Below are 9,122 nucleotides of genomic sequence, written 5' to 3' on the forward strand. Positions count from 1 at the left end.
GGCTGAATAAAACAGACAAATTTGAAAAAAGCTGATCATAAGTAAGTGAATTATTTAACGAAATAAAAGATGAATATAGCAGTGATGAATAAAAAAAAGCACATTATCATGTTGTTATGTATGCTGTTTGGATTGACGGCATATAGTCAGAATAGCAAATATCAATTGTCAAGTCACATTCTGGATATTTCAAAGGGAAGCCCTGCACCCGATGTTAAAGTTGATTTGGAGAAATTGATGCCTAACAAGCAATGGGTTACTGTGGCCAGTGAAAAAACGGATAACAACGGTCGCATCGGTAATTTGCTGGAAACCGGTAAAGTAGACAATAAAGGAGTATATAAACTTAAGTTCTATACGGAAAGCTATTTTCTTACCCAAAAAATCGAAACATTTTACCCATTCATTGAAGTCGTTTTTGAAATCAAAGACGATAAGCACTATCATGTTCCGATCACTGTAAGCCCATTCGGATATGCAACATACAGAGGTAGCTAGGTAAAATGAAATAAGCGTAGAATCAGAAGATAATCTATATGACTATGAAGAGACTGTTTGATGAACTCGCATATGAAGTAAGCAAAATAACTACCGAAAAATATAGCACAAGTTTTTCGCTCGGTATTTTGGCGCTAAAACCCCGCATTCGTAATAGCATCTATGCGATTTATGGCTATGTGCGGCTTGCTGATGAAATTGTAGATAGTTTTCATGGGTATGATAGGAAGCGTCTTTTGGGACGATTGTATCTTGATACTAACCGTGCTTTAGAAGAAAGAATTTCCTTAAATCCAATTTTGCAATCCTTTCAGGAAACTGTGCACAACTATAAGATCGACGTCGAGCTGATCAGCCAGTTTCTTCATAGCATGGAAATGGATCTGAATAAGGTTGACTATAATTCCGAAAGTTATAAAGAATATATTTATGGTTCGGCTGAGGTGGTAGGACTTATGTGCTTGCAAGTGTTTACAGAGGGAGATCGAAAGCAGTACGAAGAGCTTAAGCCTTTTGCAATGAAATTGGGATCAGCGTTTCAAAAAATAAATTTTCTACGAGATCTCAAACAGGATTACCATACACTTGGAAGAACCTACTTCCCCAATTTGGATATGACTGTCTTTGATAATACGATCAAAAGTCAGATAGAAAATGAAATTCATACAGAATTTAGGGAGGCGCTATCGGGAATCAAAAAACTCCCAGCTTCAGCAAAGTTTGGGGTTTATCTTGCCTACAAATATTACCTTTCGCTATTCGCGAAGATCCGTAAAAAATCTTCAAAAGAAATTTTAGAGCATAGGATTCGCATAACGAACACCCAGAAAGCGCTCGTGGCCCTTAAGAGCTATTTGCGTTACAAAATTGCTTATTTATAAAACAGCGCTACACTGCATTTCACGATATTGTAGACAAGATTAAAAAAACTAATGTATGAAAAAGATCTCAATTGCAGGGGGAAAGGTTTTATAGGTGGGTAACTTGTTTCACACCTTAGGAAAATTGGTTATCAGTTACACCTCCTTACGCGGACACCTAAAGACCAATCTGCAAGTGGCATAAAATATTTTGAGTGGGATCTGAAAAAAAGTTTCATAGATATCAATGCCTTCGATGGGGTCGATACCATCATTAACCTCACTGGTGAGAATATAAGTGCAGGTCGATGGACTTCCTCACGTCGCCTTGAGCTTATCGAAAGTCGTGTATTATCATTGAATTTACTATTTGAATACGTCAAACGCCACGAGCTTAATATTGATAAAATCATTTCATCATCTGCGGTAGGTTATTATGGAGCATATACTTCGGATACCATCCTTTCTGAGGATTCTAGTAGTGGAAATGACTTCTTGGCTCATATTTGTAAGGTATGGGAAAAGGCTGCATGGCAGTTTGAAAGCTTGGGTGTCAAAACCATTATTTTACGGAAAGGTATTGTCCTAGGCCGAGATGGGGGAATGTATGCCAAGCTTGCTCCTTTAGCAAAACTTGGTATTAATGTTTCTCTGGGCGATGGAAAACAATATATTCCATGGATAGACATACATGATGTCGTACGCTTGTACGAATTTATACTTTATCGGACGGATATTCGGGGTGTGTATAATGCTGTTGCTCCACAACATATCACGATGAATGATTTTGCGTATGTGCTGCTCAGGTCATTTGGTAGGAGCAGCTTTTTGCCGAATGTGCCTGGTTTCGTTATTAAACTATTGTATGGTGATATGGCTGCTATGCTATTAAATGGTTCTCCTATAAGTGCCGAAAAAATTAGGAACAGAGGATTTAAATTTAATTATGATACCATTGCAAGATCACTAAACAATTGCAGTAAGTCATTCTTTATTTAAGTAGGTTGACTTGGTAGCTATCTTTTTATTTATTTCCACTGAAATTGACGTATACCTTCATTCTTTTATAGTCAAAAATTAAACAGAAAGACAGCCTTGAATGCAGAAGTGGTGCGGCTTTATAAATTTCTTTTCTTTAGCTTTGTCGTTTACCAAAAATTGAAAATAACCTTTCATGGATAATATCATCGCATCTATACGTAGGCATTTTGATATAAAAGAAGAGTCTTTAGAAATTTTGCTTAGCAATTTAAAAGAACTGAGTGTGCCCAAAAAGGCCATATTGATACAACCAGACAGAAGTGATCGGAATATTTATTTTGTAGAAAACGGAATTGCCCGCGCCTACACGGTACGCGATGGAAAAGAAGTTACTTCCTGGTTTAGCAAAGAAGGGGATCTACTTTATTCAACAAATAGTTTCCACGGACCCGTATCGGGTTATGAGAGTGAAACAGTACAGATTCTTGAGGATTCGGTGTTATATTTTATGCCAATTGATCAGCTGGAAGTACTTTGTCGTAGTCATATCGATATTGCTAACTGGATGCGGTATGTACATCAAAAAGCCTTTTTGGAGATGGAGCGCAGGTTAATCAATCGATTTTATCTTTCGGCCGAAAAACGTTACGAAGATTTTATGGCAAATCACTCAAAATTAATCCAAAGGGTAAATCTGGGCTATATAGCGTCCTATCTTGGCATATCTCATGTGACACTTTGTTCCTTGCGAAAATAGTGCTATTTCTTTAACTACTTAAAAATTGTTCAGCGGTAGATTGTCTATTTTTGCATCTTAACCAAACTACGTTGAACATGCAAACCTCTACTTCTAATTTTGATCAGCAAAGAATTGTCTGGGTTGATGTATTGCGTTTTATCGCTATAATTATGGTGATTGCCATTCACTGTTCCGATCCATTTAATGTGTCGCCCGAAGCGCGATCAAATCCGGATTTTAACTACTGGGGTGCTATATACGGCTCACTTCTCCGGGCCTGCGTGCCGATTTTTGTTATGATTACCGGGTTGCTTTTGCTTCCTGTCAAAATGAATATGGGTGACTTTTATAGAAAGCGTCTTCTGCGCATTACAGTTCCTTTTTTATTGTGGTCTGTACTGTACAACCTCTTTCCTTGGATTACGGGTGTACTCGGTCTTCCCTCAACGATCATATCAGAAGTATTTGCCTATGCTCCGAAAGACGCTGCCCAAACTTTGGAGAGTGCGCTTGTTCAAATTTCTTTGATTCCAGTTAAATTTAATGTGTATACCGTGCCTATGTGGTATATCTATATGTTAATTGGCGTTTACCTTTATATGCCTTTCTTCTCTGCTTGGGTAGATAAGTCAACTCCAGGTCAGCAAAAAGTTTTTTTGGGAATTTGGATGTGCACGCTTTTTTTGCCTTATGTCTATTCATTTTATTCCAAAGAGCTATTTGGTCTCAGTGCTTGGAACAGTTTTGGTACATTCTATTATTTTGCTGGATTTAATGGGTATTTACTGCTTGGGTATATATTGACACATCGCTTCAAAGTATGGTCCTTTCGCAAAACACTTTTGGTTAGTATACCCTTATTTGGTATTGGGTATGGAATCACATTTAGTGGTTTTAAATGGATGGTAGCCGATCCCAACTCTAGTGAGGACCAGATCGAACTGTTTTTCTTATATTGTTCGCCACAGGTACTAATGATGACATTAGCCATTTTTTTGTTGGTTCGAACCATTAAGTTGAAGTCACCAAAATGGAGAAGGCTGTTTTCAAATATTACAAAATGCGGTTTTGGAATTTATCTGATACATTATTTTGTTGTAGGTTTTGGTTATTGGCTCGCTAACATATGTGCTATTCCGATATCGTTAAAGATCCCTGTTACTGCAGCTATTGTTTTCTTGGTCTCATGGGGTTTTGTCGCCTGTTCATATAAAATGATTCCTCGGGCATCAAAATGGATCTTTGGATAATCTGCTTTATAAAGTAAGCTAATGATTATTAGGTTGTGTGTTTTCCTGAAAAATAGGTTGCATCTAGATGTAGATAAATGAAAATAAATATATTGTATCTTTAGTGATGGCTAAAAATAATGTATTTACGTTCAATCAGGTTTTACCATATCCCACAAGTTGGAGCCTCTTCATTATTATTCCCTGTTTGATATGCTATAGTATCTTATACTATATTTTTTTTAAGGCAATATTCCATCTGTCGTTCATGATGTTTTTCATGCTCATCTACTTAGGTACATGTTATATCATTTTAAAAGCGCTCTCCGTACGTATGACAATTTGGTTTGATGAAGATTGTATGTATGTACAAAAAGGAAGTGGAACTCCGAAGAGGTTCTTAAAAAATAATATTTATGGATTTTATGCTTACAATTATGAAACCCAAGCAGCTACCTTAAAAACCTCAAAGATATATTTCAGGTTCTGTTTGACAATTGGGAAAGATATTTATTTAAACGATGTCGAATATAAAAACAAATATGATGACATTAAGGGCAGCAATCTGAAGAAATTTCTCAAATCGGCACAAACAGAATTCCACTTTTCGAAAACACCTAAAAACAGTCTTCAAAACATATATTGGTATTCCAATCAACATTAGGAGCGCTATTTTGGTTTGAGAAAAACGAAGTATACTAAATTTAATGAACGAATTCCTTATTGAAAACCGTTCGGATGGGAGGAAAGAATAAAACGAGCAATGTTAATATTGCTCGTTTTATCATTATTAACAGCACTTTGATGTGATAAGAAAACATCATTGAATCTATGCTGACAATAAATAGTTGATTCTATGGTAACAATATTTAGGGCATCAATACAGCATCAACCACATGGATTACCCCATTGGATTGATTGACGTCAGCGACCGTTACCTTTGCGCTGTTGCCTTTTGCGTCTTTTACATATACATCGTTCCCTTTCATCCAAAAAGTAAGGTTGCCACCTTGCACTGATTTGGCTACGTAAGTTCCTTTACCATCTTTGATTGCTTTGGTGATCTGCGCGGCACTCCATTTTCCGGGAATCACGTGGTAGGTCAATATTGAGGCTAATTGAGCCTTATTTTCTGGAAGCATTAAGTTATTTAGGGCCTCTTTGGGTACTTTAGCAAAAGCGTTATTGGTAGGAGCCAAAACAGTAAAAGGACCAGCTCCCTGTAAGGTTTCTACAAGGCCAGCAGCTTTTACTGCAGCAACCAAGGTAGTATGATCCTTGGAATTGACTGCATTTTCAATAATGTTTTTGGAAGGATACATCGGTGCACCACCGACCATAACAGTTTTTTCCTTTGTTTGAGCCTGCCCCATGTAAGTGCTTCCCAATAGTGTTGCTGCAGTGGCAGCCGCCCATAAGATTGATTTAATTTTCATGATCTTTATTTTTTATCAGTTATTTAAAAGCTTTATATGATCATTTACGATGAAATGGAAAGCTTGGATTGCATTGAAAAATAAAATATGCTGATCATGATAAAATAGCGATTAGTAAATGAAAAAATTGATAAGAAAACTATAAAGCGGGTTTGTATTTGATTTAAGCGGCGTTTGTCAAATTTATCAATTATATAGCTGTTAATCGGAAAAATGAGCTATGATATTAGATAAAAAATGTACGGAAAACATTTATATTTGCAGCAATTATACAAATGGATGTAAAAAGATTTAAATCGGGTACAATAGCTATTCTTTTGCTATGCTTCATGTTGATGAGCTTCAGCCGGATTTTTATTTTGATAAGTTTTTATGCAAACCGTAGTGAAATTGTCAGCAACTATTGTGTAAATAAGCAAAATATTTCGTTACGCTGCGAGGGGAAATGTTTTTTGATGCGTATGTTAAAAAAAGAGGCAGAGCGTGAAAAAGACGTTCACGAATATTTCTCAAAAATTCCAGTTATGCTTTGCCGCCATTATTTCCCAATAAATATCAGTAAAGCAATTGGATCAATACGTATAAATGAACGGTATAAAGCGCATGATACTTTATTTCGCAAGTTTGATTTTTTTAATAAAATACTTCGGCCGCCCACGGCTTTGGCAGCATAAATCTGCGTGATTTGTTTGGGTTTCATTCAAGTTGGACTCAACAGATCCTCTACTCTATAATCTTCACTTATTAGTTAGAATTGAACTTAAGTCGACATCCTGCCCCGGTTTTTGCCGCTTTTGCTGGATATGGTTTAATTCTAATTTCACATTGGCTATTGGTCGAATTTAATTTATTACACTCTTGAAAGCGCTATATTTAAAGTATTTTTTAATTTTTACACTTCTATTTACATTTTTCAGCGGCGATGCACAGACACAATATTCAGATACGCTATTGCCAAAACAGCTTGACTCCGTTTTTATTAAATCCCAGTTTAGGAAAGATAGATCTAGCTATCAGTCTGCACGCATAAACATTCCTGATTACGAGAATCCGCAGGTTACAACAAGCGTAGGTACCAGCCTAACCAAAAATAGAAACTATTATACCCAGACGGCTATGTTGGCAAATGCAGCCGGCGTAACCCCTAGCTGGGCAGGTGTTGCACCTTATTTTACAATTCGTGGATTTCGGACCAGAAGTAATTTTAGAAATGGCCTCAATGCTTATCTACACTACAGCGATGAAAATAGTAATGTACAGCAGCTGGATGTCATAAAAGGACCTAGCGGTACATTGTTTGGCGGTACAAATATGGCTTTCGGTGGATTGATCAATGTGCTCACCTATATTCCCGTTGATAGTATATTTACAAATTTTTCGCTCGCTACGGGCAACAATGCCCTCCATCGCGCCAATATTGAAATAAATGCACCACTGGATTCAGCACATAAATCCCTGTTCAGAATGTTTGGGACATATACCTCTAGAAAGAGTTTCCAGGATCAGGGATTGAATAAAAGCCTTTTCCTGGCACCAAGTTTTAGCTATCAGTTGAGTCCTGACCTTAAGATTAGAATGGAGGCAGAATTCTTGCACAGAAATACCACAAATAATCCCTTGTTTACACCGGGTAATCCGCTTATCGGCGGTATTGCTACAAACGTACAGCATTCTAACGATCTCAATTTGGACTACTTCAGCTCTTATACGAATAACAGCTTTCTATGGCGAACATCATCACTGAATTTTTATGGAAAAATAAGTTACGCCATTTCGCCGGTTTGGCAGTCTGAAACAAACCTCGCCAGCACAAACAGTACTTCAAATGGCGATTATCAAACAAACCTGCTCGTCAACAATAATGCTGCAGTAGCTAGGAAGGTATTACACTATAAATCCGAGGATATCAGTAACTATCAGGTCCAACAAAACTTTATCGGTAATTTTAAGATAGGGGGCTGGGACAATAAATTATTGATCGGTCTTGACTACCAACGCTATAGTTATGGAGCAAACTATAAAAATGCTGGTTACGTGGATACAGTAGCTATTGCTGGTCCTTCTGCTGCAGCTAATTTATTTCATGCAGATCTGATCCGTAATCTCGTAGTTTCCAAGCAGCCCAATAATTCGGTCGCGCCTCAAAATAGCTATTCGGCTTATGTTTCAGACGTTATCAAACCCACCGATGCGTTGACGCTGATGCTCAGTGCCAGGTACGATAGATTAATCAATTTGGGTACAAAAGATCTATTGACTGCCGTCACAACTGCGGATTATAAACAGTCGTCCATTACGCCTAAAATAGGTCTGACTTATCAGCTTATTCCAAAAATTATAACAGTTTTTGGAAATTATATGAGCGGATTCCAAAATCTCGCTCCGACGAGTGCAAATGGCATTGTATATAATTTTAAACCCCAATACGGAAGCCAGCTCGAGACTGGTGTCAAAATAGCGGTTCCTAACAATGCACTTGACCTTACTCTGAGCTACTATGATATCAGGGTGCGCAATTCGGTGATTACAGATCCAGAAGATGCCACAAAATATATTCAGGGAGGAAAACAGTATAGCCGTGGTGTAGAGTTCGACATACAGTCCGAACCATTACCCAATTTTTTTATACATGCGGGTGGAGCTTACAACACCAGTAAGTTAACAGTTGCAGATGCAGCCGTTCAGGGATTAAGGCCTGTAAACGCTGGTCCAGAATGGTCTTTCACCTGGTATGCTAGCTATGAACTGCCGGTAAATAGTGACAGCAGGTGGAATGCTGGATTTGGAGGGAATTACGCTGGTGAGGATCTGATTATCAACAGTAAAAGCGCTGGGAGTTTTTATACCAATGCTTATACACTTTGCAATGGCAATATAGGTTATACTTATAGACAGTTTCAATGTAGATTGACTTCCGAAAATTTATTTAATACACGTTATTATTATGGTGGAAGGGGTTTTATTACACCAGGCAACCTGCGGCAGTGCATTTTGTCCATGACCTTGCGTTTTTAGTGCTGTTATCATAATAAGCCTATTGATGGGTTATTCAGTGCTTGTTCTACAACCTAAAACTGGAAGAGTTTGTAAAATCATACTGCGATGAGGTGAGTGGTTGCATCTTGTTGGTGGTCCGATACAGTTTGCTGAAGAACATTAGTTATATTTATTCATCAAATTATCGTTAGGCGTGTTTAACATGAAGGAACTATTAATTATAAATATTTGCGTATTTGGAGCACTGTAGACAGAAAGCTAGAAAACATATAGAAGAACTCACACCGAGCAGAATCAATGGCCGTTGGATCAACGAATCTAAAAAAGGGACTGTCCCATCAAGTGTGTAAATAAAAAATACGGAGTTCAGTTATGTTCCTTA

At 37.5% G+C, this 9,122-nt stretch carries 7 protein-coding genes and 1 pseudogene; 7 read left to right on the top strand and 1 reads right to left on the bottom strand.

The genetic code is table 11. The annotated features are described in order from the left end of the window. Positions 1-84: 84 nt before the first annotated feature. The 5 genes and pseudogenes from uraH to B3C94_RS21620 all read left to right on the top strand — a co-directional run bounded on the left by uraH (position 85) and on the right by B3C94_RS21620 (position 4,328). Complete coding sequence (uraH, locus tag B3C94_RS21600) at positions 85-498, top strand: hydroxyisourate hydrolase (protein ID WP_293907663.1); 414 nt, start codon at positions 85-87, stop codon at positions 496-498. A 44-nt stretch (positions 499-542) separates the two neighbouring features. Next, positions 543-1,379 (top strand): phytoene/squalene synthase family protein, encoded by an 837-nt coding sequence (locus B3C94_RS21605; protein ID WP_293907665.1) that lies wholly within the window; start codon positions 543-545, stop codon positions 1,377-1,379. Positions 1,380-1,493: 114 nt separating this feature from the next. Further along, positions 1,494-2,357, top strand: a pseudogene (locus B3C94_RS21610) (TIGR01777 family oxidoreductase); the annotation flags it as partial. 175 nt (positions 2,358-2,532) lie between these two features. Continuing rightward, positions 2,533-3,096 carry a Crp/Fnr family transcriptional regulator gene (locus tag B3C94_RS21615; protein ID WP_293907667.1) on the top strand — a complete coding sequence of 188 codons (564 nt, stop codon included), beginning with the start codon at positions 2,533-2,535 and terminating at the stop codon, positions 3,094-3,096. A 77-nt stretch (positions 3,097-3,173) separates the two neighbouring features. Continuing rightward, positions 3,174-4,328, top strand: coding sequence for an acyltransferase (locus B3C94_RS21620; protein ID WP_293907669.1), 1,155 nt, complete (start codon positions 3,174-3,176; stop codon positions 4,326-4,328). An 848-nt stretch (positions 4,329-5,176) separates the two neighbouring features. Here the strand turns inward: B3C94_RS21620 and B3C94_RS21625 are convergent. Then, positions 5,177-5,743: a fasciclin domain-containing protein gene (locus B3C94_RS21625; RefSeq protein WP_312744988.1), complete on the bottom strand. Its 567-nt coding sequence runs from the start codon at positions 5,741-5,743 to the stop codon at positions 5,177-5,179. Between the two features lie 275 nt (positions 5,744-6,018). Here B3C94_RS21625 and B3C94_RS21630 point away from each other — a divergent pair, with 275 nt between their 5' ends. Beyond that, positions 6,019-6,417, top strand: coding sequence for a hypothetical protein (locus tag B3C94_RS21630; RefSeq protein ID WP_293907671.1), 399 nt, complete (start codon positions 6,019-6,021; stop codon positions 6,415-6,417). A gap of 184 nt (positions 6,418-6,601) precedes the next feature. Continuing rightward, positions 6,602-8,758 (top strand): TonB-dependent siderophore receptor, encoded by a 2,157-nt coding sequence (locus B3C94_RS21635; protein ID WP_293907673.1) that lies wholly within the window; start codon positions 6,602-6,604, stop codon positions 8,756-8,758. Positions 8,759-9,122: the final 364 nt, after the last annotated feature.

Origin of the sequence: Sphingobacterium sp. UBA5670, from assembly GCF_002420705.1 — a bacterium.
Taxonomy (GTDB): Bacteria; Bacteroidota; Bacteroidia; order Sphingobacteriales; family Sphingobacteriaceae; genus Sphingobacterium.

Coding starts and splice junctions, on each gene's coding strand:
- uraH (WP_293907663.1), top strand. CDS start 85: ATGAATAAAAAAAAGCACATTATCATGTTGTTATGTATGCTGTTTGGA.
- B3C94_RS21605 (WP_293907665.1), top strand. CDS start 543: ATGAAGAGACTGTTTGATGAACTCGCATATGAAGTAAGCAAAATAACT.
- B3C94_RS21615 (WP_293907667.1), top strand. CDS start 2,533: ATGGATAATATCATCGCATCTATACGTAGGCATTTTGATATAAAAGAA.
- B3C94_RS21620 (WP_293907669.1), top strand. CDS start 3,174: ATGCAAACCTCTACTTCTAATTTTGATCAGCAAAGAATTGTCTGGGTT.
- B3C94_RS21625 (WP_312744988.1), bottom strand. CDS start 5,743: ATGAAAATTAAATCAATCTTATGGGCGGCTGCCACTGCAGCAACACTA.
- B3C94_RS21630 (WP_293907671.1), top strand. CDS start 6,019: ATGGATGTAAAAAGATTTAAATCGGGTACAATAGCTATTCTTTTGCTA.